The sequence below is a fragment of the Arenicella xantha genome, assembly GCF_003315245.1.
In the GTDB taxonomy this organism is placed as follows: Bacteria; Pseudomonadota; Gammaproteobacteria; order Arenicellales; family Arenicellaceae; genus Arenicella; species Arenicella xantha.
In genome coordinates this window covers 46,858-71,854 of record NZ_QNRT01000009.1, presented here as the reverse complement: position 1 = coordinate 71,854, position 24,997 = coordinate 46,858, and the positions used below count along the sequence as shown (strand labels likewise).

Annotated in this window: 24 protein-coding genes; 19 read left to right on the top strand and 5 right to left on the bottom strand. The window is 48.4% G+C overall.

The window, feature by feature from the left end:
- Positions 1-36: 36 nt before the first annotated feature.
- The 19 genes from DFR28_RS18630 (at position 37) to DFR28_RS18540 (ending at position 20,366) form a co-directional block, all read left to right on the top strand.
- Positions 37-1,107, top strand: coding sequence for an amidohydrolase family protein (locus DFR28_RS18630; protein WP_113955908.1), 1,071 nt, complete (start codon positions 37-39; stop codon positions 1,105-1,107).
- Positions 1,108-1,125: 18 nt separating this feature from the next.
- Positions 1,126-2,196: an aromatic ring-hydroxylating oxygenase subunit alpha gene (locus DFR28_RS18625; protein WP_113955907.1), complete on the top strand. Its 1,071-nt coding sequence runs from the start codon at positions 1,126-1,128 to the stop codon at positions 2,194-2,196.
- A 257-nt stretch (positions 2,197-2,453) separates the two neighbouring features.
- Positions 2,454-4,994, top strand: coding sequence for a TonB-dependent receptor (locus DFR28_RS18620; protein ID WP_113955906.1), 2,541 nt, complete (start codon positions 2,454-2,456; stop codon positions 4,992-4,994).
- A gap of 9 nt (positions 4,995-5,003) precedes the next feature.
- Positions 5,004-6,005 (top strand): MBL fold metallo-hydrolase, encoded by a 1,002-nt coding sequence (locus DFR28_RS18615; RefSeq protein WP_211317060.1) that lies wholly within the window; start codon positions 5,004-5,006, stop codon positions 6,003-6,005.
- Positions 6,006-6,083: 78 nt separating this feature from the next.
- Positions 6,084-6,473: a DoxX family protein gene (locus DFR28_RS18610; protein ID WP_113955905.1), complete on the top strand. Its 390-nt coding sequence runs from the start codon at positions 6,084-6,086 to the stop codon at positions 6,471-6,473.
- On the top strand, positions 6,470-7,219 hold the full coding sequence (locus DFR28_RS18605; protein WP_113955904.1) for a siderophore-interacting protein: 750 nt from the start codon (positions 6,470-6,472) through the stop codon (positions 7,217-7,219). The genes DFR28_RS18610 and DFR28_RS18605 overlap by 4 nt, the downstream gene beginning before the upstream one ends.
- 32 nt (positions 7,220-7,251) lie before the next feature.
- A complete protein-coding gene (locus DFR28_RS18600; RefSeq protein WP_113955903.1) occupies positions 7,252-8,454 on the top strand; it encodes an MFS transporter in 1,203 nt (400 codons plus the stop codon).
- Between the two features lie 527 nt (positions 8,455-8,981).
- The gene (locus DFR28_RS18595; RefSeq protein WP_113955902.1) at positions 8,982-9,953 is read left to right on the top strand and encodes an MBL fold metallo-hydrolase; all 972 of its coding nucleotides are present in this window, start codon (positions 8,982-8,984) and stop codon (positions 9,951-9,953) included.
- Between the two features lie 87 nt (positions 9,954-10,040).
- Positions 10,041-11,027 carry a fumarylacetoacetate hydrolase family protein gene (locus DFR28_RS18590; RefSeq protein WP_113955901.1) on the top strand — a complete coding sequence of 329 codons (987 nt, stop codon included), beginning with the start codon at positions 10,041-10,043 and terminating at the stop codon, positions 11,025-11,027.
- A gap of 42 nt (positions 11,028-11,069) precedes the next feature.
- On the top strand, positions 11,070-11,855 hold the full coding sequence (locus DFR28_RS18585; RefSeq protein ID WP_113955900.1) for a cyclase family protein: 786 nt from the start codon (positions 11,070-11,072) through the stop codon (positions 11,853-11,855).
- 52 nt (positions 11,856-11,907) lie between these two features.
- On the top strand, positions 11,908-13,068 hold the full coding sequence (locus DFR28_RS18580; protein ID WP_113955899.1) for an alpha/beta hydrolase family protein: 1,161 nt from the start codon (positions 11,908-11,910) through the stop codon (positions 13,066-13,068).
- Positions 13,069-13,082: 14 nt separating this feature from the next.
- A complete protein-coding gene (locus tag DFR28_RS18575) occupies positions 13,083-14,126 on the top strand; it encodes a VOC family protein (RefSeq protein ID WP_113955898.1) in 1,044 nt (347 codons plus the stop codon).
- 30 nt (positions 14,127-14,156) lie between these two features.
- Positions 14,157-14,504, top strand: coding sequence for a Rieske (2Fe-2S) protein (locus DFR28_RS18570; RefSeq protein ID WP_113955897.1), 348 nt, complete (start codon positions 14,157-14,159; stop codon positions 14,502-14,504).
- 10 nt (positions 14,505-14,514) lie between these two features.
- A complete protein-coding gene (locus tag DFR28_RS18565; RefSeq protein ID WP_113955896.1) occupies positions 14,515-15,645 on the top strand; it encodes an FAD-dependent oxidoreductase in 1,131 nt (376 codons plus the stop codon).
- 43 nt (positions 15,646-15,688) lie between these two features.
- Positions 15,689-16,483: a glutathione S-transferase family protein gene (locus DFR28_RS18560; protein WP_113955895.1), complete on the top strand. Its 795-nt coding sequence runs from the start codon at positions 15,689-15,691 to the stop codon at positions 16,481-16,483.
- 55 nt (positions 16,484-16,538) lie between these two features.
- Positions 16,539-17,036, top strand: coding sequence for a cupin domain-containing protein (locus DFR28_RS18555; protein WP_113955894.1), 498 nt, complete (start codon positions 16,539-16,541; stop codon positions 17,034-17,036).
- A 42-nt stretch (positions 17,037-17,078) separates the two neighbouring features.
- On the top strand, positions 17,079-18,032 hold the full coding sequence (locus tag DFR28_RS18550; protein ID WP_113955893.1) for an NAD-dependent epimerase/dehydratase family protein: 954 nt from the start codon (positions 17,079-17,081) through the stop codon (positions 18,030-18,032).
- Positions 18,033-18,155: 123 nt separating this feature from the next.
- Positions 18,156-19,229: an aromatic ring-hydroxylating oxygenase subunit alpha gene (locus DFR28_RS18545; RefSeq protein WP_211317059.1), complete on the top strand. Its 1,074-nt coding sequence runs from the start codon at positions 18,156-18,158 to the stop codon at positions 19,227-19,229.
- 108 nt (positions 19,230-19,337) lie between these two features.
- Positions 19,338-20,366, top strand: a complete 1,029-nt coding sequence (locus DFR28_RS18540; protein WP_113955892.1) for an aromatic ring-hydroxylating dioxygenase subunit alpha — start codon at positions 19,338-19,340, stop codon at positions 20,364-20,366.
- Between the two features lie 131 nt (positions 20,367-20,497).
- On the opposite strand, the gene DFR28_RS18535 is transcribed toward DFR28_RS18540, so the two are convergent.
- From DFR28_RS18535 to DFR28_RS18515, 5 genes are all read right to left on the bottom strand, one after another.
- The gene (locus DFR28_RS18535; RefSeq protein WP_113955920.1) at positions 20,498-21,010 is read right to left on the bottom strand and encodes a hypothetical protein; all 513 of its coding nucleotides are present in this window, start codon (positions 21,008-21,010) and stop codon (positions 20,498-20,500) included.
- A gap of 87 nt (positions 21,011-21,097) precedes the next feature.
- Positions 21,098-21,790 carry a glutathione S-transferase family protein gene (locus tag DFR28_RS18530; RefSeq protein WP_113955891.1) on the bottom strand — a complete coding sequence of 231 codons (693 nt, stop codon included), beginning with the start codon at positions 21,788-21,790 and terminating at the stop codon, positions 21,098-21,100.
- A 156-nt stretch (positions 21,791-21,946) separates the two neighbouring features.
- Entirely contained in the window at positions 21,947-22,849 is a 903-nt protein-coding gene (locus DFR28_RS18525) for a LysR family transcriptional regulator (protein WP_113955890.1), read from the bottom strand.
- Between the two features lie 17 nt (positions 22,850-22,866).
- Complete coding sequence (locus DFR28_RS18520) at positions 22,867-23,781, bottom strand: LysR family transcriptional regulator (RefSeq protein ID WP_113955889.1); 915 nt, start codon at positions 23,779-23,781, stop codon at positions 22,867-22,869.
- Positions 23,782-23,971: 190 nt separating this feature from the next.
- Positions 23,972-24,868 carry a helix-turn-helix domain-containing protein gene (locus DFR28_RS18515; protein WP_113955888.1) on the bottom strand — a complete coding sequence of 299 codons (897 nt, stop codon included), beginning with the start codon at positions 24,866-24,868 and terminating at the stop codon, positions 23,972-23,974.
- Positions 24,869-24,997: the final 129 nt, after the last annotated feature.

The following is a 24,997-nucleotide window of genomic DNA, read 5'->3' as shown; positions in this document are numbered from 1 at the left end:
AATAAATGACGTTATGACAGCCGTAGGTGCCTCTCGATGAACGACAACACTATTCATGATTGTGGCACTGCAGATTGTACGCATCATCAATTTGCCCCGCGCGGTGAGCATCTAGTAATCGATATCCACAGTCATATGAACGTGGCACCGGCTGAGGCGTTAATTCGCGATGCAATTCCTGATCTGCCGCGTGGTCTGCCGTTTACGTCTCCGAGTTCGGGCAAAGTCAACGCCAAAATGTTTGCTAAAATTGGTGCTCGACTCAATGGTGTGAAAGAGCGGCTTGAAGACATGGATCAGCAGGGCGTAGATGTACAGGCAATTAGCCCGAACCCAGGTCAGTATTATTACTTTGTGCAAGAAGAACTCGGTCGTGACGCCGCTCGCCTGATTAATAACAACATTGCCGAAGCAGTTGCGAGCCATCCTGATCGTCTCGTAGGTATGGGCACGGTGCCCTTGCAGAACGTCGAAATGGCGATTGCTGAAATGAAGCGCTGCGTGAAGGATTGCGGTATGCGCGGCATCGAAATTGGTACTAATGTAAACGGTGCGGAGTTGGCTGACCCCAAGTTTTTGCCGTTTTTTAAAGCTGCGCAAGAGCTCGACGTATTGTTGTTTATGCATCCACTTGGGTTCACTCAGGGTGAGCGATTAACCGAGCACTATTTGAACAATATTATTGGCAACCCACTCGAATCTACGATTGCGTTAAGCCATTTAATTTTCAGTGGTCTACTCGACGCTGTGCCCGATCTTAAGTTGTGTGTTGCGCATGGCGGCGGTTACCTTTCTGGTTACTGGGGGCGTATGGATCATGCTTACCGCGCGCGTGAAGATTGCCGCGAAAATATTAGCAAATTGCCGTCGTCGTACCTGCGCAATATATGGTTCGACACATTGGTGTTTGACCCGCAAGAGCTGGATAACTTAGTCAGAACGCAGGGTGCAGACAAGCTTTGTTTGGGTACCGATTACCCGTTCGATATGGGGGAGTCAGATCCGCTGGGATTGCATCAAGAGCTGCACGATGATGTGAAGCCTAGAATAGTCGGTATTAACGCTGCCAAATTATTAGGGTTGAACGTGGTGACCCAGAAATTATAAATAGAGGAGGAGTTAATTATGTATCCATTTAAATCTGAAAGCTCGATGGTGCGCAACCGTTGGTATATGGCCGCATTTTCAAGTGAGCTCTCGCGTGAGCCAATTGAACGAACATTTTTGAATAAGCCGGTAGTTATGTATCGCCGAGAAGATGGCACGCCGGTTGCGATGTTTGGCTTGTGCCCACATCGACATCTGCCCTTAGCGAAAGGTCGGGTTGAAGGCGACGCGATTGTATGCGGTTATCACGGATTTAAGTTTTCAGATGAGGGCAAATGTGTCGATGTGCCATCTCAGGACACAGTAGATCTGAAGTTTTGTCAGCCGGTGTACCCGATTGAAGAGCGTGGTCCTATTTGTTGGATTTGGATGGGTGATCTTGATAAGTGTGATGCTGATTTAATTCCCCCGTATCAGGATTTTGGCTTAGGTGAACCTGATTGGCACTATAGTTCAGAGAACTATTTTCATCTCGAAGGACGGTCTCAATTGTTGGTCGATAATTTGATGGATTTGACCCATCTCCCGTATGTGCATTATCACCTCGGCGGTGGCGAGTCGATGAAGAAAACACCTATGGAGTCCGAGGAGCGAGAGCTTAGCTTTCGCGTAGTGCGCCGCGACAAAGTTGCATGGAATCCATTCTTCGTGCAGATATTCGGTGAAGATGCCGCGTTCGACGGTTTGGCAGACTTTGAGGTGGTGACGGATTTCTACGGTCCTGAATTGATTCGCACTGGGTTGCCGATAATTACCAAATTGGAAGGTCGTGATGACGTTCCGAAAGAACTGGGCTCGCTGTTAATTTTGCATGGAATTACTCCAGAGACCGAGACTTCAACGCACTATTTTGGATTCTCCACGCGTAACTTCAGGCAAGGCGATGAGGTATTAGATCAATTTCAATATGAGTCGGAATTGACTGTTCGAAAGCAGGACGTTGATGTAATCAGCGCTGTTGAGGCTCGGCTTGAGACGCACGCACAGTTAGAAAATGAGATTTCTGTTCTTGCCGATCGACCGGCATTTCAGGTCCGCCGAAAAATTGCGGCCATGTTAAGAGAAGAGCAGGCAGCAAACGTCGACTAAAAAAAATAATGGGGTTAAGAAAGGCTAACGTATTTGAGGCTGGGTAGGGTCGGTCGCTGAGATTTCGGTGACGTGTTATCACACCAAATAATTCATCAGTATTATGGATGATAAATCATAAAAACAAACAATTCTAATTATCGGTTGTTAAGCGTTAGTCTTATTAATGTTCAAGTCCCAATTGGTTGATGAGTGCGAAGATGCTCGAACCACACAACTTGAGCTCACAATAACTAGACAAATCAAAGGAGACCAAGATGCGAAGAATTCCAAGCTATCTCAGTAAATCCGCCTTAGCTGTTGCCATAACTGCTGGATTAACTGGTAATGTACAGGCCGAGGAAAGTTCCCCGGCGTTAGAAGAAATTGTGGTGACTGCTCAGCGCAAATCCGAAAGCTTACAAAATGCAGCGATTGCGATCAATGCGGCATCAGGCAAACAGTTGGAGCGACTTGGTGTAGTGAATGCGGAGGGGCTTAACAAGATTGCGCCAGCTCTGGCGGTTCTTAGTGGTGGTGGTGCGAACACGGCATATTTCGTTCGTGGTGTTGGTAACTTCACCAATAACGGCTATACCAACCCTGCCATTGCATTCAATATTGACGGCGTTTATATCGGTCGTCCTTCATCGACGATTTCATCGTTTCTTGACCTGAATCGTGTCGAAGTTCTAAAAGGACCACAGGGAACGTTATATGGTCGTAACTCTACGGGTGGCGCAATCAACGTTATCCCAAATACCCCAATGTTGGGTGAGAGTAATGGCAATATTAAAATTGGTGCGGGTAATTACGGCGCTTTCGACGCTACGCTAGTGACTAATTTCGCCGTTTCTGAGAATTCGGCTGCTCGACTTGCGGCTACTATTTCTGAGCGTGACGGTTATTTTGATGATGGTACTGGTGACGCCGATGATATGGCTATTCGTGCTCAGTATTATACTGAAGTCAATGAAAAACTCCTTGTGCGAGTTGCGGCCGATTACTCGACGCAGCAAGGCGCCGGTGCTGGCGTACAATATAATGGTTACTACGCGTTTAGTGCCTTTAATTCAGATTTGCCGATCGCTAATTGGGACTTTGTTGCCGCGCCCGATGGTTTGAATGATGATTTTACCGGCTTACATGCGCCAGCTGTGCTCAACTACGTTGCTGAAAATGTTGCTGGTGCGCCAGCTCACAGCCCATTTGTTGGCTACATTTACCCAACGCGGGACGATAGTTACAAAGGCGTTAATGCGGAGATCAATTATGACCTAGATTGGGCTGAGTTAACTATAGTTCCGGCTTACCGAGTCTCTGAACTTAACAATCAGTTCAACGGCCCTCCGTTTAAAGCGGCAATCAATCAAGATAAAGCTGAGCAAACTAGCGTTGAAGCTAGACTAGCGGGCTCGGCCGGTAACGTCGATTGGATTTTTGGCGCTTACTATTTCGATGAGAATGTTAAAGGCCAGAATTCATTCAATCAATTCTCCACTGTTTCACATAATGACTTTGATTCAAATGTTGAGTCTACGGCAATATTTGCTCGGGGAACTTACAATGTGTCGGACCAGTTACGGCTTGTCGCCGGTGTTCGTTACACGGATGAAACGCGGTCGATTGAATCGGAACAGTCAGCTACTGCCGCCGTGTGCTTAGAGCACCCAGAAGGCCGAGCGCCGTTCTGTCCACAGATTCCTACATTACCGGTTGGCTTGACGTTAGCCGATACATTGTCGCAACTGGATCCATCATTGTTTCCATTGCGTCCGCTGGTTGGCACGCCTAGTGGTGTTTATCCGTTTGGTCCGATAAATGTGTTTGCCTCAGCTGGGCAATTTGGTCCTGGTGCTATTTTGTCAATTACACCATCAAGCACCAGTGAATCGGGCGGTGATAGTGAAACTACCTATCGAGCAGCTATTGAATATGATGTAGCTCCTGAGAGTCTACTTTATGCCAGCTTCGAGACAGGTTTTCGAGCGGGTGGATTCAATCTAGCCACCGGTCGTGAAGTTTATGAACCTGAGTACATCGACGCTTTTACATTGGGATCAAAAAACCGCTTTATGGACGGTAGATTGCAATTGAATGCAGAGTTGTTCTCTTGGGTCTATGAGAACCAACAACTTGCAGCTTTGGGTACCGATATTAACGGAGCCAATGCGTTTTACACTCGCAATGTGGGTGAGTCGAGTATAAAAGGGGCTGAAGTGGACTTCCAGTTTGCCGCAACTGACAGTACTTTATTACGTGGCTCGATTCAGTTGTTAGATGCTACCTATGATAATTACACTTATACGCAAGTTGACTTGTCTGACGACGGAATTGATCCGCCCAACTTCCTAACACCGGTTAATGGTTGTGTTAATACTCAGGTATTGCTACAGGGTGATGCGGTTGTAGCATACAACCCTGCACTCGATGGCGCACAGGGCTATGATCGAGGTTTTACGGTTGATTGTTCTGGGAAAGACGCATTGAATGCACCGGACTTGACGGCGACATTGGGTATTCAGCAAATGTTTGAGATTGGCGGTTATACCATTATCGGTAACCTTGACGCGCGCTACCGTGGCGAACGTGAACTGGGCTTTGGCTATCAGGCAGACGCTCGTAGTGATAGCGACTTGACTGCAGACTTGGCGTTTACGTTAATTCCGAGTAGTGGGAATTGGTCGTTGAATGCCTATTTTCTGAATTTGACGAATGAGACTATCGCATCCACTTATCAATTGGGAGCGGGTAATGTGGCAGCTTCAGCATACGAGCCACCACGTACTTATGGTCTTCGTTTTAGCTACGATTTTTAGGTGGAAGTAATGAAAAATTCAATGGTTAGGCAATCAATTTGCCTGTTGGCATACGGCCTGCTAGTGGTCGCAAGTCAAAGTCAGTCGGCTGATGCAGCGGATGCGTCTACGGCAACGGCCGACAGCGTCGAAAGTGTGTTTGTTACGCTCGGAACAGCAGGGGGGCCTGATGCTCAGGCCTCTCGCGCGCAGCCGGCTAATGCTTTGGTAGTCGGAGACGACTTATATTTAGTTGATGCTGGCGATGGCGCAGCGGGCCAGTTGGTAAAAGCTGGGTTTCGTGTTCCGAAAGTTAAAGGTCTATTTATCAGTCACAATCATTTTGATCACACCGGAGGTGTATTAGCACTTCTTGGTTTGCGTATGCAGCTAGTGGTCAAAGATACGCTGACAATTTACGGACCTCCCGGAACTCAAAGTTTTATCGACGGTTTGTTAGTTGGCATGGAGCCTGCACGGCAAGCGGCTTACGGCATGCCAGGCCAATCGTGGCAGGCAAATGTTGAGGTTAAAGAGTTGGTCGCTGGTTCGGTGGTTGAGCTTAACGGCGTAACCGTGACGGTAGCTGAAAACACACACTTTAAGATTCCCGAAAGCAGCCATTCAGAGGAAAAAGCTAAATCGTTGTCGTTTCGCTTCGACATGCCAGATCGCTCGATTGTCTTCACCGGTGATACCGGCCCAAGCGAGGCGCTTGAAAAGCTGGCAAAGGGGGCGGATATGTTAATCAGTGAGATGATGGATATCCCGGCTGTACTGGATATTATTCGTAAGGTGAATCCGAATATGCCTCAGCGGCAGCTCGACGCTATCGAATGGCATTTTCGTGCGCATCACGTGTTGCCACATCAAGTTGGTGAAATGGCGGCTAAGGCTGGAGTCGAGCGAGTGGTGGTAACCCATATGGTGCCCAATATCCGCGATGAAGCCATGGCGGAACGTTATCGTGCTGAAATAGCTGAAGGATTTGACGGTGACATCGAGATCGCTAATGACCTAGATCGATTCTGAGTTATGGCTGCGACTTTGCATGGCGGTGGACTCTAACTAAATCGGCAATGTTGATTGCTTGTTGTAGAGGAAGTAGATATGAAATTTCTTAAAAGGTGGGATCAAGAGTTGCTCAGCATCTTGCGAATCGTAGCCGCGTTTATGTTTACTTTGCACGGCACACAAAAGATCTTTGGGTTTCCAATTGATGCGCGCTATGCATGGGATTTGTGGACGCTCTCTCCGGGCGCCGCTGGAATGCTGGAAATTGTGCTTGGCCCATTGTTGTTGGTCGGCCTATTCACGCGACCGGCAGCGTTCGTGTTGTCAGGGTTGATGGCGTTTGCGTACTTTATTGCGCATGCGCCACAGAGTTTTTATCCAATTGCTAATGGTGGCGAAAATGCTGTGTTGTATTGTTTTGTGTTTTTGTATTTTGCGGCCGCTGGCGGGGGTAAGTGGAGTCTTGATCGGTTGCGAAAATCATGAATAGACGCCCGCCACCGCGCACTCTCGAAGTGCTACGCAAACAATTGTTGACGCCGCATATGCTCAGGGTGACGCTTGGTGGCATCGGCCTCGAAGGTTTTCCTGAGGATTCCAATGGAGGCTATATCAAGCTGCGGTTAGCCGAGCCGATTGACGAAGCTGGCAAACCGTTAGTGCGAACTTATACCGTTCGGCACCACCGACCTGAGTTGCGCGAGTTGGACGTCGATTTTGTCGTTCATGAAAGCGAAGGGCCGGCAGCCAGTTGGGCGCAAACCTGTCAGGTTGGTGATGTGATTCAAGTAGGTGGGCCGGGTCCTAAAAAGTTATTGGATTTCAGTGCCGATTGGTTTTTGTTAGCTGGTGATATGAGCGCATTACCGGCAATCAGTGCCAACATTGAACGTATGCCGGCTGATGCAACTGGCTATGTGCTGCTTGAGATTATCCACGAGGACGACCGGCAGGCGCTTGATTTTCCACCGAACTTGCAGGTTGACTGGATCGTTAATAGTGATCCCGAGACTCCGAATAGCATTTTGCTAGATCGCGTAAAAACACTCACTTGGTTGGCTGGACGACCTTCTGTTTGGGTTGCTGGCGAATTCAGCCAATCGTTGGCGATTCGCGCGTTTATGAAATCCGAACGTAAGGTTACACGGGATCAAATGTATGCCAGCAGTTACTGGCAAATAGGGCATACCGAAGACTCTCATAAAGTGTCGAAAGCGGGCATTCAAGCATAATTCAAACAATAAGAGCAAATGGAGTAAATCGAATGAGTAACGCGAATAATGGTGCTGAACAGGCTGGCAGATCAGCGACCACCAAACACGGAATAATGCTCTTGTTGGCGGCCGTTATGCCGCCGATGGCGATAATTACATTGGTGCCGGTATTGCCCTTGTTAATGCGGGAATTTAGTGGGGTTGAAGGATTCCAATTCTTGGTGCCAATCGCCATGACTATTCCAGCGCTATGCGTTGCGCTGTTTTCGCCGCTTGCCGGATGGATATCCGACCGTGTTGGTCGCAAGAATCTGTTGATTACCGCTCTGGTGCTGTATGCGGGCATTGGTGTTGTGCCGTTTTTCCTGAGTGATATTAAACAGATCATTGTAGCGCGGATCATTTTGGGCGTGGCCGAAGCGGTTATTATGACCATTGCTACTGCCTTAATCGGCGACTATTTTAAAGGTAAGGAGCGCGAGCGCTGGGTTGCCTTGCAGATCGCCACTGTCAGTCTGAGCGCAATTGTGCTAATCGCCGTGGGCGGTATTCTTGGCGAAGTACTCGGGTCGCGCGGTCCATTTTTATTGTATTTACTCGCACTCCCAGTGGCAGCGGCGATCGCGATTATATTATTCGAGCCTGAGCGCTCAGCATCGAGTCTATCAACTGCCAGCGACAAGCTGCCGTTAGCTCGCATTCTGCCACTGTTATTGACGACGCTATTTGTCGGCATTATTTTCTATACGATCATTGTGAAGCTTGGCGTCATTCTGGGACTTTCTGCGGACGTCTCACCTGGACAAATCGGTGCAATCGGTGCGGCTGCCAATGTCGGCGTCGCGTTAGGATCGGTATTGTTTGGGCGTTTTAAAGGTGCGTCGGGTCCAATGTTAGTTTTGATTGGGCTTGTTTTGGCGGCAGCAGGTTATATGGGAGCCGGACTCTCGACATCACTAGCCATGACTACCGTGTCGGTGATAATCGCGAGCCTCGGTTTTGGGATGTTGTTACCGACTATGCTGACTTGGGTGCTGCAACTACTGCCTGAAAATGTCCGTGGTCGCGGAACCGGTTTATGGACCGGTGTGTTCTTCTTTGGACAATTTTTTGCGCCACTGCTTGCAGCCGGTTTGCAAAATCAACTAGGCGGTTTGGCGAATGTGCTGTTGTTGTTCGCCGGTCTCTGTGCACTTGGCGTCGTAGTCGCTGCATTCAAGCTCAAAGGAGCTGAGAGCCTGCTGACTAAGTAAATGTCAATCAGTTGAGGAAAGGCCGGCGGCATCCTGTCGCAGGTCTGCGGTAGCGTCTGGCTGCCGAGCATCTGAGGTTTGCTGCTGTTAGGGTGTTGTCTAAGTATCAAGTAAGTATCAAGCCGACAGCGTTCTCGCATCTCACAAGCTTCGCGCTAAGCGTTCCGCTTATTTTCTCTTAACTAATTTCTCTTCGGCTAGTTTCTCCTACCTGTCCTTCGCGTTACCGCTTTTGTCATCCTAGGCCTAAGTGAAGATAAATAGCCGATTTTTGCGAGCTTATAGGCTATTCGTTCTATGGATGATAAGTCATAAATATAAACAATTTAATTTATTGATCATCAGCCGCTAACATCTATATGAAGATAAGTTAAGACGTTGAAGAGCTGTTGCATCCTGCTGGTTTGAGTAGTTGATGTGGGGCAGGGTGAAGTTCGTGATCGTCCAGTTATAGGCTGGGTAATTTGAATTTAGCACCGTCTATTTAAATTCTGATCTGTCAGTCCAATTGCCAAAGAGGGTATGCCATGAAAATGTTTCGATTTATTAGTACGGTTATGACTGCCATGCTCATGCACGCGGCGAGCGCTGCTGAGAATTCTTCGGTTAGTAATCAATGGATTACCCTTGGCACTATGGGCGGCCCGATTCCTAACCCTACCCACTCTCAGCCTGCCAACGCGTTGCTGGTTGGCAGTAGTGCGTATATTGTGGATGCCGGCGACGGCGCAGCAGGTCAGCTGGTTACCGCCGGGCACTCGCTACGAGATGTTCGTGCGGTGTTTATCAGTCATCTACATTTTGATCATACGGCGGGCCTTGCAGCAATTATTGCGCTGCGTTGGCAAGCGAATGTCCCTGGCAAATTAGCGATTTACGGCCCGCCAGGAATTAAACAGACGGTCGCCGGTATCTTTAGCTATATGGACTACGCTGCACAGGGGCATTACGGCGTGCCAGGTCAGAAGTCGATGCCGGTGGACAATAATGTTGAAGTCATAGAAATTGCAGATGGCACTGTATTGAAATTGGAAGACTTTACCGTAACTGCGGTTCGCAATAGTCATTACAGTTGGCCGCAAGGCAGTAAGGAATGGGAAAAATTTCAGGCGCTCTCGTTCAAATTCGAGTTGCCAAATAGAACCATCGTTTACACCGGTGACACTGGTCCATCAACTGCGGTGGTCGAACTGGCAAAAGATGCAGACTTGTTCGTCAGTGAAATGATGGATATTGACTACATCATCGCCGAAATAAAGCGTACTAGCCCGAATATGCCAGCAGTAGCCCTCAAGAATATCGAGAAACATCTGCGCCACCACCACATAACGCCTGAGCAGGTCGGCGATATGGCTGACCAAGCCGGTGTTAAGCAAGTTGTCGTGACACATATGGCGCCTGGTGAAGATGATCCTGCCAAAGTTGCCGCCTACACTGAGCGTGTCAAATCAAAGTTTTCTGGTGAGGTTGTGATGGCTAAAGACTTAGATCGCTTCTAAGAACGGTGCTCGACTGAATCTATAGTGAGTGCATGGTGACCCGATACTTCACCATTAAATTAATCAGTATAAAAAATAGAAAAAATAATGAAACTAGCAACTTTACATGACGGGAGTCGCGATGGTCGATTAGTCATTGTTTCGACAGACTTGAGCCGCGCAGTGCATGCTGGAGACTGTGCGCCGACGATGCAAGTCGCGATTGAGCGATGGGACAACGTTGTGGGGGAACTTCAGCAACGCTACGTGGCGCTGAATAAGAATCAGTTAGAGGATGCATTTGACTTCGATGTATCGCAGGCCATGGCTCCATTGCCACGAGCTTGGCAATGGCTAGATGGCTCCTGTTTTCTCAATCACGGCGAGCTAATGCAAAAGGCCTTTCATTTAGATCCGATAGCCGACGCCGACACCATTCCATTGATGTATCAAGGTGCCGGTGATGATTTTCTGGGATCTCGCGATGATATTCGATTGCCGAGCGAAGCGCATGGAATTGATTTTGAAGGCGAGTTCGCCGTGTTGGTCGACGAAGTCTCGATGGGGTGTTCGACCGCGCAGGCGATGGAGCATGTGAAGCTGATTCTGCAACTCAATGACATTAGTTTGCGTGCACTAGCACCGCGAGAAATGAAAACTGGGTTTGGTTTTGTTCAATCCAAGGCCACCACTAGTTTTGCGCCAGTTGCGGTTACGCCGGATGAATTAGGTGCCGCTTGGAGCAATGCACGAATCAATTTGCCATTAAAGGTGGAGTGGAATGGTAAGTGGTTTGGTCATCCACACGGCGGTGAAATGAATTTTGGCTTTGACGAATTGATTGCTCACGCGGCGTTAACCCGCAAGTTGAGTGCCGGCACTTTGATTGGTTCTGGAACAGTTTCTAATGCGGATCGCGCTGCCGGATCAGCCTGTATATCTGAGCGTCGTGCCATTGAAATGATTGAGCATGGTGCGCCGAAAACTGAGTTTATGAAGTTTGGTGACTCTATTCGTATGCAAGCATTACTACCAGATGACGCTGAACTGTTTGGTTCAATTGATCAAAAAGTTGTAAACGCTAGCATCAAATAACGTCGGCCCAATTGAACCGGAGCCACTTTAAATAAGGTATGTATGAGTTTAAATAAACGAAAATTAGTAGATTTATCGGTTACGTTAGAGAACAGTTTGTATACCGACCCGCCACCTTTGCTGCCCAAGATTGATTACATGGATCATCAATCAGGATGGCCAGAGATGGGTGCAATGTTTCCTGGCTTAAAGAAAGAAGACATGCCTGGCGATGAGGCATGGGCTGCTGAAACACTGCATATTACTACGCATAGTGGAACTCATATGGATGCGCCTTGGCATTACGCTTCTACCACTGATGGTGGAAGCCCTGCATATGGTATTGATGAATTACCGTTGGAGTGGTGTTTGCAACCGGGAGTCAAGCTCGATTTTCGCGATCTGCCCGACGGCCATGTGGTGACCGCTGATGAGATTCGAGCAGAGTTGGCTAGAATCGACCACGAGTTACAGCCGCTTGACATCGTATTGGTGAATACGCGCGCAGGATCTGTATACGGTGAACCAGGATATTTAGACGCCGGTGTGGGTATAGGACGTGAAGGGACCCTGTATATGTTGGAGCAGGGCGTGCGTGTTGTTGGTACCGATGCTTGGAGCTGGGATGCACCATTTAGTTTTACGCGTGAACGTTTTAAAGAAAGTGGTGACCCAGCGATTATTTGGGAAGGTCACAAAGCAGGTCGTGACATTGGTTATGGCCAAATGGAGAAACTTTCCAATTTAGAGTGCTTGCCTGCTACTGGGTTTTTAGTCTCTTGTTTCCCATACAAAATCAAACATGCATCGGCTGGCTTTGTACGCGCTGTTGCTATTTTAGATGAATAATTTTGTAAGCAACACTGCGTTTTGTGTGTTGATACGAGCTTAAGGAGTTCAAATGTTTAAATACTTTCCAACTAATTATCCATGGAATTTATCGGTCGATCTGGCGATAGAAATGGGTGCACGCATTGGCGAAATCGAAGTGATGTGTGCACCTTTACAAGAGGCCTCTACCAAACGAGATGCTGAAGGTGCAAAAGCCTTTCGCGCCGTGTGGGAAAAAATGGCTGACCAATTATGTGAGCTAGCCGAAGAGGACGAATCTAAGGGAAGAATGTTTTCCGCTGGCGAAAAATATAATCGAGCTGCCACCTACTTGATCACCTGCGAGCGTCTGCAGGCACACAACGCGCCTGGTCGTTTAGCGTTGTACCAGCGCATGTTAGCGCTGTTTGAAAAGGGTACCAAGCTGTCTGGCGAAAATTGTCAACGAGTTGAAATTCCCTATGAAGGCAAGCACATCTCCGGCTTGTTGGTGCAGGCCGACAATGTCGATGGCCCTGCGCCGTTGCTGATTCAAGTTAACGGTCTGGATTCGACCAAAGAAATGAAGTATCGAGTCGGCTTACCTGTTTGGTTGGCAAAACGTGGCGTGTCGTCGCTAATTGTTGATCAACCCGGAACTGGTGAAGCGCTGCGCTTGCAAGACTTGCACGCTCGGTACGATTCTGAACATTGGGCCAGCCCTATTGTGGACTGGTTAGAAGCGCGTGACGATGTCGACTCAAAGCGCATCGGTATGGAAGGTGTTTCACTCGGGGGGTATTTTTGCCCAAGAGCAGTGGCTTTCGAGCCGCGTTTAGCCTGCGGTGTGTGTTGGGGAGCTAATCACGACTGGCGCGATGTGCAGAAGCGACGCTTGGAAAATGAAGGTGATTTTCCCGTGCCACATTACTGGGAGCATGTACGTTGGGTGTGGGGCGCGAAAGACATGGATGAGTTTATGGAGATTGCCGAAAAGGTACATCTGGATGGCGTGCTTGAAAATATTAAGGTGCCATTCTTAGTGACCCATGGTGAAAAAGATAGCCAAATTCCTTTGAAGTGGGCAGAGCGCACCTACGAGCAGTTGGTTAATAGCCCGAAGCGCGAATTGAAAATTTTTACTGACCGTGAGGGCGGGGTTCAACACTCCAGCTTTGATAACAGTATTAATGCCGGTCACTACATTGTTGACTGGGTAGCTGAGACTTTGGGCGGCAAAACAGCGGTTTAACCGGAGAACAAAATATGAATATTATTGGACCTGATTTACTGGTGTTTGGCGTTGATGACGTTGCCGCTTGCACGCAATACGTGACCGACTATGGCCTAATCGCAAAAGGCGGGGGCCGCTTCGAAGCTTTGGATGGTACCGGATTGCAAATTCTTTCGAAAGACGATCCGTCGCTGCCGACAGAGTTGGAAACCAGCGCGTCATTGCGTAAAACCGTTTATGGGGTTGCCGATCAAAAGACTCTCGACGCGATTGATGTCGAGCTATGTAAAGACCGAACAGTAAAGCATTTAGATGATGGCTCCTTAGAAGCTGTTGATGATCTTGGGTTTACGCTCGGGTTTCAGGTATCCGTACGTACTCTTTTGTCGCTGCCATCGGAAGTGATTAATGCGCCGGGTTCGCCTGCGCAGCGCGGCATCAATAATGTTGGTGTGCAGAAAGAGGCATCGCCAATGCCTCGCAGTCTGTCACATGTGGTTTATTTTGTGCCGGATTTTGCCAAAGCAGAAGCCTTTTACCGTGATCGTTTAGGCTTTGTTACCACTGATCGTTTTATCGGGGTTGGTCCGTTTATGCGACCCGCTGGTACCGACGACCACCACACGTTATTTTTTATTCAGACACCGCCGCATATGCAGGGCCTAGAACACTTTACTTTTCATATGGGTGGCCCAACTGAAGTGATGCAAGCGGGTACTAACATGGTGAATAAAGGTTATCAAAGTTTTTGGGGGCCTGGCCGTCACTTGTTCGGTTCAAATTGGTTCTGGTATTTTAAAAGTCCATTTGGCTGCAATATGGAGTACGACGCGGATATGGATTTACATGATGCCAACTGGGTTGCACGCGATGCACCTCCGGGTGCCGATAATTCTCAAGCGTTCTTATTAGAGCATCGAGAGAAATGGGCGCCGATGGGACCACCGCCAGGTAAAGGGCCTCCAGCGGGTAAAGGGCCTCCAGCGGGTAAAGGGCCTCCAGCGGGTAAAGGGCCTCCAGCGGACAAAGAGCCTCCAGCGGACAAAGAGCCTCCAGCGGGTAAACCAAAGTCGTAATGATATCGGCAACGCAAACATTGCTCAGTCATGACTAACACCGTGAGCCTGTGTAACTTGAGCGAGCTGCCGCGCAACGGAGCCTTAGGCTTCGACCCATTTAACGAAGGGCGCGACACGGTGTTTGTGGTTGACACAATACACGGACCCGTGGCTTACCGAGACCTCTGCCCGCACTACGGCAGCACGTCGTTGCCTTGGCGGAAAAATGCGTACTTAAATTCAGCGGCAGACAAAATTATTTGTGCGGCACATGGCGCTGAGTTTCAAATTAATACCGGCGTCTGTGTGTCGGGCCCTTGTGTGGGGCAGTCACTTACACCGGTGCCAATAAAAATCGCTGAAGACGGTTTTATCTTGGCTTCAATCCATCAATAGGAGAAGGTCCTTGAGTAATTTAGTGAGTAAAGTCCTTATTATCGGAGGCGGTTTTTCCGGTATGTCCGCCGCGCTTCAGCTGCGTAAACAGAATATTGAAACGCATATCGTCGAACTGGATCCAGACTGGCAAGCCGACGGCGCAGGCATTAGTATCGGTGGTGCCACTTTACGCGCTTTTGAGACTCTAGGCATTCTGGATGAATTCTTGGAGCAGGGTAGTACCCAAGAAGCATTGGAAATTCATGCGCCCACCGGTCAGTTGCTGCTTAAGATTCCCAACCCACCATTGGCAGGTTCAAATGTGCCAACTGGCGGCGCCATTATGCGCCCAACCTTGGCACGCATTCTATCTAAGAAAGTGGTGGAAGCCGGCGCCCACGTCCGCCTTGGCTACAGCTATACATCAATCGACGAAGATGCGGATGGCGTTACCGTCGCATTTGCCGATGGCTCCAGTGATCGTTTCGATTTGGTCATTGCAGCGGATGGCATTTATTCGACAACACGCGAGTTGATTTTTCCTGAAGCGAGCAAGCCAACGTACAGCGGACAAGGTGTTTGGCGAGCTGTGTTGCCGCGCCCCGCTGAAGCAAATAACACCATGATGTGGGTTTCTGATCATCTTAAAACGGGTATTAATCCCATGTCGAAGGAGCAGGTCTACCTGTTCCTAACTGAGGACAAGCAAGAAAAAAGGCACGTGCCGAGCGATCAGTTGGTAGCGACACTCAAAGACTTATTAAGCCGCTTCCCCGCACCTATGGTGCAAGCGATGCGTGATCAAATTGATGAATCATCGCAAGTTATCCTGCGCCCAATAGAAGGGATGTTAGTGCCGTTACCGTGGCATAAAGGTCGCGTGGTCCTGATTGGCGATACCGTGCACGCGACGTCTCCACATTTAGCGTCGGGAGCTTGTATTGGAATTGAAGATGCAATTGTGTTGGCCGAGGAGTTAGCTAGGCACGACTCACTCAATGCGGCACTGGATGCGTTTGAACAGCGACGATGGGAACGTTGTCGCATGGTGGTCGAAAATTCTGCACGACTTGGCAAGATTGAAATTGAAGGCGGCGACAAAGCCGAGCACTCTGCAATTATGCGTGAGTCGATGATCGCGCTAGCGCAACCAATTTAGCGATGCGTGTTTGATCGGCATTGTTCCGCTTAAGATGAATTAGATGTTAGAGCTCTATCACAATGACATGTCGGTCTGCGCACAAAAAGTGCGCCTGGTCTTGGCCTACAAAAAACTTGATTGGCAAGGGACTAACCTGAACTTGCGCGCCGGACAACAGTTTTCGCCAGACTTCAAAAAAATCAGTCCTAAAGGTTTGGTGCCGGTATTGGTTCATAACGGTCAAGTCGTGACCGAATCAAATGTAATTATTGAGTACCTCGAAGAGGTGTTTCCTGACTTACCTTTATTGTCATCCGAACCCATCCACCGAGCGCAAACTAGAGTGTGGTTGACGCGTCTCGACGCCGGTTTGCATGAACAGGTCGCGGTGATTAGTTTTTGTATCGCGTTTCGCCATCAAATGCTAGAACGCTACCCCACTGACGACGCCTTACAGGGCTTTTTCAACAGCATGAGCGATCCAGCACGAAGAGCTGTAATGCAAGATATTGTGCTAAACGGCATGGACTCGCCGCGGCTATATTTGGCGGCCTTAGCTTACGACAAGCTGATTAAAGATATGGCCGAAGTCTTAGCCTTTAATGACTACTTAGTCGGAGACCAAATGAGTTTAGCCGACTTGTCGTTCTTGCCGTATATCGAACGTTTAGAGCAGCTGCAATTGAGCGCCTGGTGGTCTGAGTATCCTCAGATAGAACGCTGGTTGACGAGAGTGCGAAATACGTCAGCTTATGACGTGGGGATTGGTGAGTGGCATAAGCCCGACTACATCGCATTGATGGCTTCATTTGGTGCCAGCGCTTGGTCGCAATTGAGCGAGGTGCTCAAGTCCTAAATGTTCGCGTAATCGAGCGGATTTGTTTGGCAAGTTGAATAAGTTGGAGTGAGCTATGAGTACAAAAATATCGCCGTTTAGACGTATTGTTACCGGGCATGATGAACATGGTCGCGCAATATTTCGCAGTATTGATCAACTCCAACCAGAGATTATCCCCTCTGGTGATGCCGCATTCGCAACAATCTGGAGTACCGGCGAGGTGCCTGTCGATTTGAACGACGAAACAGATGGACGTGATCGAGATGTGGGTTTAACACTGCAAGGCGGCTCCGTTGTCCGCGTGGTAGATATGTTGCCCGGCAGCAGTTCGCCGATGCATCGTACCAACAGCATCGATTATGGCATTGTTGTTTGGGGGCAAGTTGAACTCGAACTCGATAATGCCGCGTTCGAAACATGCCGAGCTGGCGAGGTGGTCGTGCAGCGGGGTACCATCCATCGTTGGCGCAATACTAGTAACACGGAAGTTTGTCGGATTGTATTTGTATTAACCGAAGCGCGAGGCCCCTACTTACATGATGGTATGCCCCTCGATGAGGTGCAGCCATGATGTTTACCTATCAAGTAAAAACAGGCTGGAGCTGAAATAGGTATGCGCATCATTGTTACTGGCGCTGGAGGTTTTGTTGGCCGAGCTTTGGTTTCTCGTCTTGCTGACCTTAATTCTGAGCATCGTATTGTTGCGATAGACAATGCCGCTGAGGGTATTCCAAGTTTGCCTAACGTGATAGCGATTGCGGGAGATTTGCGCGATGTTGGCATTCTTAAAGAGGCATTTGTTGATGGCTGTGATGCGGTGGTCCACTTAGCCACCATGCCAGGCGGCGCTGCCGAGCAGAACCCTGATACTGCATGGCAGGTTAATGTTGAGGCGACGATGATGCTCGCCGAGATTGCCGCCAGCGGGGGGGCGAGCCCTCGATTTGTGTTTGCAAGTAGTATCGCCGCGCTAGGCAAAAACTTACCGAGCATCGTTGATGACAATACTGCGCTAGCGCCCAGCATGCTCTACGGTGCCCACAAGGCCATGATGGAACAATGGCTTGCAACGCTGACTCGTCGCGGCGTCCTTGATGCTATTTCGCTACGCCTATCGGGTGTGGTGGCTCGGCCGAAAGGCCCATCCGGTATGAAGTCGGCATTTATGAGTGATGTTTTTCACGCTTTGATTAACGGCGAGCGGTTTGTCATGCCGGTATCGCAACACGCCACCTGTTGGTTAAGTTCGCTTGACAGTGCAGTGAGTAACTTTGTACACGCGCTGCCGCTTGAACTTGAGTGCGCCCCGCCTGTTCGTGCAGTCACCTTACCCGCATTGCATGTCACCATCGGCAACCTGGTTGCTGAAATTGCCACGCAAACCGGCCAACCGAAGGAGCTAATTAGCTACGCTCCTGAAGCTGAGCTCGACGCCAGCTTTGGTCGTTATCCGCCGTTGCATGCCGATGCAGCTAGGGCATTGCAGTTTGGCGATGACCTCAGCCTGACTACACTGGTACGCCGCACACTCAGCAGCATAATGCCCGCTTGGACGCCACAACTATGAGCGCGTTTATGGAGCAAATGAGGATTGAGTTTTGTTGCTGCTCGCCCACATCTGTAGACACAATTTACCTATGTTTAGTGGCGCTAAACACGGCTGATTAATAAATTTACGAGGATAAAAATCATGAGCGTTAAGTTACACATTCCGGGCGTGAACGATATGACCACCGAAACTAAGAACACCTTTGCATTAAACCAGTGGTATGTTGCGGCGCTAAGCACAGAGCTAGTTGATCAGCCGCTGGCAAGAACCTTACTGAATCAAGCGGTAGTGTTATATCGTGATGATAGCGGTACGGTATGGGCACTCGACGATCGCTGTTGCCATCGAGCCTTGCCATTGTCGCACGGCACCTTGGAAGGAAAAGCTATTCGATGTGGTTATCATGGCATGTTGTATGACGGTACCGGGCAGTGCATCGACGTGCCTGGGCAAAACACCATTCCCAAACGCGCAAAAGTAAACAGTTATTGCATTGAGGAAAAAGATGGTTTGGTATGGATATGGTTCGGTGACGAGGGGCAGTCTGAGCCGCTGAATTCCGCACCAGATTATCCGGTACACACGAGTGGTGAATACGTATGGGGCGGTGGTGTCTTTTATTATGCCGCGCCATATCAGCTGATTCACGACAATCTATTGGATTTAAGTCATTTAGGATACGTGCATCTACTGACTATCGGCGGTGATCCCAATACGCATATGACGGCGGACATGAAAACGACCGTTGATGGAGACTGTGTGACTGTTGTGCGTCACATGCGCGATTCAACACCGCCCCCGACGTATCTTGCTGCTTATCCGTTCAATGACAAAATAGACCGGTGGCAAGAAATTGAGTTTATGCCGAGTCATCTGAGGATTTGGACCGGTGGCGTAAATATTGGCGAAGGCCACTTAGACGATCCAAATCGTGGCGGGTTTCATATGCGCGGGTTTCATGGCGTGACGCCAGAAACCGAATCTTCCGCCCACTATATCTGGACCATCGCCACCAATCCACAGACGGATTCGGACGCTATTTTGAATAAGGTAGTGGACCAAACCGCGTTGACCTTTGAGGAAGATAAGGTGGTGATAGAGGCTCAGTACCAAAATATGCTCAAATTTGGTAACGAGCCGATGGTCAGTATTCATGTTGATGCTGGCGCAACGCATGCGCGGCGGATTATTGAGAAATTAAGAACACGAGCTTAATGTAGTTGCTAAACACGTGAGCCAAATAAATTGAATATCGATTCGAGAGCATTAGCCAGAGATGCGACGCTCGGCACCATGCTACTGCTGAATATTTAGGAGAAGAGTATGTTTCTGAAAAACTGTTGGTACGTAGCTTGTACCCCAGATGAAGTTTCTGACCAGCCGTTGAGCCGCAAGATCTGTGGTCAGCGAATGGTGTTCTATCGTGCGGCTGAGAACCAAATAACGGCACTAGAGGATTTTTGCCCACATCGTGGCGCGCCGCTGTCGCTTGGTTATATTGAGGACGGTTTGTTAGTTTGTGGTTATCATGGTCTGGCAATGGGCGCTGATGGTAAAACCGCAAGTATGCCTGGCCAAACGGTTGATCGCTTTCGGTGTGTTCAGAGTTTTGCGGTGGTCGAGCGCTATGGCTTTGTCTGGGTTTGGCCTGGTGATCAGGCGTTGGCTGATTCAGCGGCCATACCTGCGCTTGAATGGGGCGAGCAGAAGGGATGGGCCTATGGCGGTGGTTTGTACCACATCAACTGCGATTACCGCTTGATGATTGACAATCTCATGGACTTAACCCACGAAACCTATGTGCACGCGAGTAGCATTGGTCAAAAAGAGATCGACGAAGCGCCCGTGACGACTGAGTTCGATGGCGACACGGTAACGACCAGCCGTTATATGGAAAATATTTCCGCACCGCCATTTTGGCAAATGGCTCTTCGTAGCAATGATCTCGCCGATGATGTGTTGGTAGATCGGTGGCAAATATGCCGCTTTAGCCCGCCCAGCCACGTGATGATTGATGTTGGCGTGGCACTTGCAGGCAAAGGTGGTTTTAATGCCGATGATAAATACAAAGCGAGTGGTACGGTGGTCGATTTTATTACGCCGGAATCCGACACATCGATCTGGTATTTCTGGGGGATGGCACGCAATTTTAAACCCGACGATGCAGACCTGACCGCGCAGATTCGAGACGGGCAGGGCGCAATATTTGCCGAAGACCTTGAAATGCTCGAGAGTCAGCAGCGGAATCTATTAGAAAACCCTGAACGTAAGCTCATGAAGCTCAATATCGATGCTGGCGGTGTGCATTCACGGCGCATACTGGCTCGCTTGATTAAGCAAGAAACGCAGTAGACCGGCGCCCCTTCTGGTGATTAAGACGTTGGATGCTCAAAACATTGTTGCGCCTCATTTTCAATTGCACGAAATGCTATTGGTGAGACGCACAATCATGAGTGACTCTCAAAGCTGTATGCGTTGCGCTCCTAAAACAACACCACGATCAAGGCCAGAACCATACCTGCAGCGGCGAACTTTAGGCCGGTGCGATAGGTCGACAAACGTGGCACGAACATAAAAAACGACGATATTGCAAAAAACAGTAAAGACGCACCAAAAAAGATATTCAAAAAGTACAAAGGGCTATTTACCGTCGCCTTGTGCATTTTTACCAGCTTCTGCAAAACCGGGTGATAGTCTTTCCCAGATACCATTGCCACGCCGCTATTTTTATCATAGTTGCCCTGTGAAAAGACCACTTGAGTGTCAGTGTCTTCTAGCACTTTGTAGTCCTTTAAACGTAATATTTTGCCGAGTTGACTGCCGCCGAGGTTGGATTCGAGGTGCCGCTCGGAGGTTTGTTCATATTTCAAAAAATCGGTGGTTCGAAAAATCATTAATACACCGCTGCTGGCATAAATTGCCATAATGCCGGCTAAGAAGAAACCAAGTAGGCGGTGATATTTTCGGAAAGTATTGGCTGTTTTTAATGAAGTCATTGTATTCGCTTTATTTGAAATTCGAATTAGATTTAGAGCTGAGTGAAACACCATGCCGCAAATAATATTTGCGTTAAGCTAAATGCTTTAATCAAGCTGTTTAGGGTTCAAAAACGTGGGATTTAGCCCCTTAGATTCTAAATAGGTTTCGGCTTCGTACTCTCGGGCGATTGCGCGTTTTACCGCGGGCATTGCCAATGTTTTCGAGTAGTGTGCTGAGATATAGGGGAAATCAGTGGCGTCAAATCCCGCTCCGGTTATACGAAACCATACCCAATGCAAGTATGCGTCGAGAACTGACCATTGTTGACCTGCCAGCCAAGGTTGTCTAGCCAGTTTCTGTTCGATCGGCTCTAGTTGCTCACGCATGATTTGAGTGGCCATCGACAACACACGCTCAGGGCCTCCGGGTAGGTCACAGAAAAAATGTGGTACCCGTATTCTCGAGACTAAGGGGTGCAGGTCTGATGGGAACCGAGCGAGTTGACTCAATAGTTGCGCTCGCTCCATGGGCGTGTTTGATTTGGGGAGGAGTTGTGCATTCGGGTAGCAAGCGTCGAGCCAGGTCAAAATAGCGATGTTTTGCGAAATGGGAATACCGTCAGCCACAAGCACTGGAATTTTCGACGAAGGGTTGAGTTGTTTAAACTTCGGCGACTTATGTGCACCTTGCATAAAAATAACCAGCTCGGTATTGAAGGCTACCTCTAAGGTCTCTAACGCTATAAGTGTGACACGAGAGCAGGCGCCAGGTGCAAAATGTAAGGTTAACTCAGGCATGCTAGATACTCCGATTTAAATCCGACGGTCTGTTTATTCGAAAACATTTAGATGATTCGTAGAGTATTGTCGTTAATCTGACGAGTGTATTTGAGCTAATGATAAAGAAGAGTTTGGAATCATGAAAATATATAGTTTTTATGTGTATGTATTCGTCTAAATGATGACTGTGCTTTTGATCTGCTCAATCATCCACCGAATTCCTCGATCGTCATTGCGGGTATCATGATACTGGACATACTCTTCGAGTACGGGAAATGTAAACGGCACTTCAGTAATCGCAATGGGCAAGCGCTGGGCGAAAATGTTAGCTAGCCGTTCGTGCATTACAGTTAATCGGTCAGTGCCGACCACCATTTCTGGCGCAAGCAGGAATGAGCCAACGAGCACATCGGTCTCACGCGGCCGTCTTCGAGCTTCAAGCATGTTATCTGTAGCCGATAGCGGTTGGCGTCTACCGAGTTTTACCATCACATGGCCTGAGTCATAAAACACTTTTTCGGAGAGGCCATTTTCAAATACTGGGTTGGTTTTACAGCCGACCACGACGAAGCGTTCTTCGAATAGGGCTTCGGAGGGCAGATTGTCTGAGAGCATTTGCTTTGGCGCTAACTTGAGGTCGATGCGTCCTTGGCTCAGGAGTTCGTTGGTCGAATCTGCTGGTGCTAATAGTTCTACTTTAATATTCGGTGCGCTGTATCGTAGTTTGCGAAGCAGCGGCACAAAGATTATCTGAGCTAAGTAGTCGGATACCGTGATGGTGAATTTTCGCGAAGATCGAGTCGGGTCAAATGATGCCGTTTTTGAGATAAGCGAATCCATGTCGCCGAGTACGGCTTTTAAGTCTTTATGAATCCTAAGAGCGTGCGAGGTTGGCACCATGCGTTTGCCGTGTAACTTTAAAACAGGGTCGTCAAAGTAATCTCGTATGCGACCTAGCGCCGCGGTCATGGCCGGCTGGCTCAAATGCAGTCGTTGAGCGGCCTTGGTCACGCTCTTTTCATCTAACAGGGCGTCGAGGGCAACGAGTAGGTTTAAATCTAGGCCTTTAAACCTCATGGCTTAGCCCGCACTGATTACTCGTGTTCATGATTGCCGATTGTGTCTTTAACTTGATCGATCATCCATCGGATGCCTGGGTCATCGACTCGCGTGTTGTGATATTGGACATATTCTTCAAAGATTGGAAATGTAAAGGGCACATCAGTGATAGCTATCGGCAGGCGTTCAGCGAAAATCTTTGCGAGTCGCTCATGCATAACGGTTATTCGGTCAGTATTGACAACCATCTCTGGAGCCAGGTGAAATGAGCTAACTAAAACATCAGTGTCACGCATTTTTTTGCGGGCTTCGAGGCTTTGGTCTGACACTGATTGAGGGCGTAGGCGCCCCAATTTAACAACGACGTGTCCAGATTCATAAAACTGTTCCTCCGACAGATCGTTTTTAAACACTGGGTTAGTTTTACAACCAACAACCACGAAGCGTTCTTGGAATAAATACTCTGAAGGAAACTCAGGTGCGAGCATTTGCGATGGCAGGCAAACAAAGTCGATGACTCCTTGCGACAACAGCTCATGTGTTGAGTCTGCTGGTGGTATTAATTCGACTTGTATATGCGGTGCTATCGACTTTAACCTTCTAAGTAGCGGCACAAATACAACATGAGACACATAGTCTGAAGCGGTAATTATGAATTTACGTGAAGAGGTGGATGGCTCGAAAAGTGCGGTTTTTGAAATAAGGGAGTCCACACTGCCTAACACTCTTTTCAGGTCATTTTGAATTCTAAGTGCGTGCGAGGTTGGAACCATACGCTTGCCATGTAGCTTTAAGATTGGATCGTCAAAATAGTCCCGTATGCGTCCTAAGGCAGCCGTCATCGCGGGTTGACTCAAATGCACACGTTGCGCTGCTTTGGTCACACTTTTTTCATCCAGAAGTGCATCGAGTGCAACTAACAAGTTTAAATCTAAGCCCTTAAATCGCATCGCGGTGTGAAATCATCTTCGAGTTTCTGATCGTTAAACTATAAATCAAAATTATAGTCTTTAATAAACCTAATACACTAAATTTATCTTAATGCTGAGCACGAAGGGGTTTAGTCAGTTTAGAAAATTCGTTTTTGGGCAACTTCAACCGGGTAAGCCAAGTGACAAGGGCTTTAACTTACGAGTGATGTTAGAGATTTTCACTAATCGAGGCACGTTTACGGTATTCGCTCGGTGACTCACCGGTGTGCTTTTTGAAAAATCTAGAAAAGTATGCCGGATCTTTAAAGCCGAGCATGTCGGCGATTTGACTTGCGGTCATCGAGGTATAGAGAATATTACGTTTGGCTTCGAGAATGATTTTATTGTTGATGAGCTGGTGCGCTGAAATGCCTAGAATTGACTGCGTCATCCGGCGCAATTTTGTCAGTGTGATGTTCATTGCGTTGGCGTAGAACTCAGTGCTGTGGTGTTCAGTGTAGTTCGCTTCGATCACCTCCATTAACGTGGCGACTTTTTGTTGGTTGTCAAAATCTGTTTCAGAAGGTTGCTCATTCAATTGTGGCACGCATCGGCTTAGATTTACTAAAATCAATGCCAGCAAGGAGCGCAGCGCGAGTAATCGGCAGGCCCTATTGCTGCGATACTCATCATGGAAACGTGTCATCAGATCTAATATTTTCGCGATCTGCCGCGTGTTGTCGTTTTCTGAAATGCTAAACGATTGATTAAATAGCGAAACAAGGTTCGGAACGCTTTGCAATGAACTGTGCACTTCGTCTTTGAACACGCTGAGCACGAAGCCTGAACTGTCTTCGATATAGTGAAAGCTGTGAACCGTAAGGCTTGGCACATAGGCGACAAACGGTGCCACGAACTTTATTGCTTCACCGTCAATTATTGCCTCACCGCCGCCCTCAAGCACCACGAATAGCTGCACTAGTTGGTCATGCCGATGGGGCTTTATCTTCCAGTCGTGGAACCCGCTGCGCTGCTCGAGGCGCTCACAATGCAACGAGTCAGGCAATTGCGTTGGCTCTAGTTCCTCGTAAAGGTTGGAAAAGATGGGGATGTTACTTTGTGTCATGAGTTTACTATCCAGCGCATTGCCTAGTGGGCTTTAAAAGTACCTGAAATAGGTATTATATTGCTTATATTTACTTAATTTTGAAACAAAAGTACAAGGTTTAATTTGTTTTGTCCATTCTCTGACAAG

Bases quoted from the DNA above. Each gene is read 5' to 3' on its own strand.
- DFR28_RS18545 (WP_211317059.1), top strand. From the start codon at position 18,156: ATGAGCGTTAAGTTACACATTCCGGGCGTGAACGATATGACCACCGAA.
- DFR28_RS18575 (WP_113955898.1), top strand. From the start codon at position 13,083: ATGAATATTATTGGACCTGATTTACTGGTGTTTGGCGTTGATGACGTT.
- DFR28_RS18570 (WP_113955897.1), top strand. From the start codon at position 14,157: ATGACTAACACCGTGAGCCTGTGTAACTTGAGCGAGCTGCCGCGCAAC.
- DFR28_RS18555 (WP_113955894.1), top strand. From the start codon at position 16,539: ATGAGTACAAAAATATCGCCGTTTAGACGTATTGTTACCGGGCATGAT.
- DFR28_RS18605 (WP_113955904.1), top strand. From the start codon at position 6,470: ATGAATAGACGCCCGCCACCGCGCACTCTCGAAGTGCTACGCAAACAA.
- DFR28_RS18535 (WP_113955920.1), bottom strand. From the start codon at position 21,010: ATGACTTCATTAAAAACAGCCAATACTTTCCGAAAATATCACCGCCTA.
- DFR28_RS18625 (WP_113955907.1), top strand. From the start codon at position 1,126: ATGTATCCATTTAAATCTGAAAGCTCGATGGTGCGCAACCGTTGGTAT.
- DFR28_RS18530 (WP_113955891.1), bottom strand. From the start codon at position 21,790: ATGCCTGAGTTAACCTTACATTTTGCACCTGGCGCCTGCTCTCGTGTC.
- DFR28_RS18540 (WP_113955892.1), top strand. From the start codon at position 19,338: ATGTTTCTGAAAAACTGTTGGTACGTAGCTTGTACCCCAGATGAAGTT.
- DFR28_RS18515 (WP_113955888.1), bottom strand. From the start codon at position 24,868: ATGACACAAAGTAACATCCCCATCTTTTCCAACCTTTACGAGGAACTA.
- DFR28_RS18585 (WP_113955900.1), top strand. From the start codon at position 11,070: ATGAGTTTAAATAAACGAAAATTAGTAGATTTATCGGTTACGTTAGAG.
- DFR28_RS18610 (WP_113955905.1), top strand. From the start codon at position 6,084: ATGAAATTTCTTAAAAGGTGGGATCAAGAGTTGCTCAGCATCTTGCGA.
- DFR28_RS18600 (WP_113955903.1), top strand. From the start codon at position 7,252: ATGAGTAACGCGAATAATGGTGCTGAACAGGCTGGCAGATCAGCGACC.
- DFR28_RS18615 (WP_211317060.1), top strand. From the start codon at position 5,004: ATGAAAAATTCAATGGTTAGGCAATCAATTTGCCTGTTGGCATACGGC.
- DFR28_RS18630 (WP_113955908.1), top strand. From the start codon at position 37: ATGAACGACAACACTATTCATGATTGTGGCACTGCAGATTGTACGCAT.
- DFR28_RS18595 (WP_113955902.1), top strand. From the start codon at position 8,982: ATGAAAATGTTTCGATTTATTAGTACGGTTATGACTGCCATGCTCATG.
- DFR28_RS18620 (WP_113955906.1), top strand. From the start codon at position 2,454: ATGCGAAGAATTCCAAGCTATCTCAGTAAATCCGCCTTAGCTGTTGCC.
- DFR28_RS18560 (WP_113955895.1), top strand. From the start codon at position 15,689: ATGTTAGAGCTCTATCACAATGACATGTCGGTCTGCGCACAAAAAGTG.
- DFR28_RS18550 (WP_113955893.1), top strand. From the start codon at position 17,079: ATGCGCATCATTGTTACTGGCGCTGGAGGTTTTGTTGGCCGAGCTTTG.
- DFR28_RS18520 (WP_113955889.1), bottom strand. From the start codon at position 23,781: ATGCGATTTAAGGGCTTAGATTTAAACTTGTTAGTTGCACTCGATGCA.
- DFR28_RS18590 (WP_113955901.1), top strand. From the start codon at position 10,041: ATGAAACTAGCAACTTTACATGACGGGAGTCGCGATGGTCGATTAGTC.
- DFR28_RS18580 (WP_113955899.1), top strand. From the start codon at position 11,908: ATGTTTAAATACTTTCCAACTAATTATCCATGGAATTTATCGGTCGAT.
- DFR28_RS18525 (WP_113955890.1), bottom strand. From the start codon at position 22,849: ATGAGGTTTAAAGGCCTAGATTTAAACCTACTCGTTGCCCTCGACGCC.